The sequence below is a fragment of the Kamptonema sp. UHCC 0994 genome (assembly GCF_029167235.1).
In the GTDB taxonomy this organism is placed as follows: domain Bacteria; phylum Cyanobacteriota; class Cyanobacteriia; order Cyanobacteriales; family Microcoleaceae; genus Kamptonema.
Window position 1 is genome coordinate 16,541 of record NZ_JARFTR010000212.1, and the last position, 2,055, is coordinate 18,595.

Below are 2,055 nucleotides of genomic sequence, written 5' to 3' on the forward strand. Positions count from 1 at the left end.
TCGGTACTGGTGGCCGCAGCCGTTAAGATGTTGTAGGCAATATTCCCATCAACAACTAAATCATCTACACCCGTTACTGTGACTGTTTGTGCCACATTCCAGTTAGCAGAGGTGAAAGTTAAACTGGATTTATCTGCCGTACCTTCGGCGGTGTTACTGCTAGTTAATGGGATAGTAACATCAGCCGTTGGTTGACTATTCAAAACTACTGTAAAATTAGCGGTTCCCCCGGCTTCAGTTGTGGTTAAACCAGTGGTGGGTGTGACGGTAATTCCCGCAGTATCATTGTCAGTAATCGTCACACTTTGGTTAATCGTAGTTCCTAATCCTATCCCGGTTGATGGGTTGCTAATTGTTAAAGTGGCTGTTTCATCACCTTCGGCAAGAAAATCATCATTAACTGTGATAGTTACTTGTCCCGTACTACTCCCATCTGGGATGGTTATTTGAGTGGGAATAGCACCAGTAAAATCAGCAGCAATCGCAGTACCAGTTAATGCTAAATCAATGGTTTGATCGCCGACGACATTACCTTCGGCTGTAGCGGTAAAGGTAATAGCTGTTGTCCCGGCTTCACTGGCAGTAGTTGTGCTAGCACTGAGGGTAACTTTTGGTACGGGAATGGTGATATTAAAGGTAGCCGTATCCGAAAGATCGACACCACTATTGGCTGTGCCGCCGTCATCTTGCAGTTGCACTTCAATAGTAGCAGTACCGGGTTGACCATTAGGAGTATAAGTCAGCGTGCCATCGGTTGCTACACTTGGTGCTGTGGTAAATAAGCCGCCACCACTGGTAATATTAACCGTGTAATTGCTAACAGTTTGAGTTGATTCATTGGCGGGGCCGATGATAACAGTATTTGCCCAGTTACTAACTGTTTGAACTGTGTTTGTCCAAGCTGTTAGGATTTGATTGCCAGCGTTACTAAAACTGGGTTTGTCATTGACAGAGTTAACAGTAATAGTAAAGTTTTGTACTGCGGAAGTATCAACACCGCCGTTAGCAGTACCGCCGTTATCTTGAACTGCAACATCAAAAGTGGAAGTGCCGAAGGCATCGGCGGCGGGGGTGTAAGTAAGATTCCCGTTTGCGTCTATTGCTGGCGATACTGCAAATAAGCCAGGAGTACCGATGTTACTAACAGTATAAGTGGCAGTTTGGGCGGATTCGTTGGCTGCGCCGGCGTTGAAAGTTGCCCAACCCGCTACGGTTTGTGCTCCAGCATCTTCGTTAACTGCGGTGGGGTTGGTGGCGGTGAAACTGGGTTGGTCGTTAAAGTAAATTGTCAGGTTATTACCTGCTGTGGGTGTACCTGTTTTGTTGCCGATGACGAAAATATTAGCTAGAGTTGGCGCTGCTAAATTCAAGGTGCGTCCGTCAATGGCGGCTGCGGCGATATCAGCAGAGAGGAATAAATGACCTGTACTTCCGCTATTGATGGCTTGAGAAATGTTCACAGCTTGAGAAAGTCCGCTGCTAAAATCCAGGTTACTACCCGATGCTACGGGTGCAATGGCTTGTAACTGCACATCATCCCCATTCCCGAAGTTAGCATCAGGGGAATACCAGAGTTTGAAGCCGTTGGTGGCAATGTCTGTGGTTTGATAAGTGCCTCCCGTCGTGGCGGTTAAACCGGTAAATACAGTGTTGCTACTGGTAACAGCTAAGTCTAATTCGTAAAAGAGGTTAGTTGTACTGGGTGCGACTGTGGCTGCGGCAACGGCGGGTGAGGAAATGGCAACATTGGGGAGAGTAGAGTTAAAGGTGATGTTCGGCCCGTAGATGTTATTGTTATCTGCGGGTGCAGCGCCACCACCTGCGTTCGCGGCGCTATTAGCTGTACTACCAACAAATACGTTTGTCCCTGTTACGGTAGGTAGCGTAGCCGGCATCCCCTGGTCGTTGCCATTGGTGTTACTGGTGGACTGCATCACAAAAACTGCACCACCTTTGCCTTGGCCGGGATTGATAACCGTGCCCCCAGTGGCGGTATTGCTGCTGAAGGTGGCGTTGTTGAGGGTTAAAGAACCCGTGCGGATGAAGATGGCACCC

Annotated in this window: 1 pseudogene; it reads right to left on the reverse strand. The window is 48.1% G+C overall.

Going from position 1 to position 2,055, the window contains the following annotated elements:
- Nucleotides 1-1,934: pseudogene (locus PY364_RS19380) on the reverse strand (hypothetical protein); the annotation flags it as partial.
- Nucleotides 1,935-2,055: the final 121 nt, after the last annotated feature.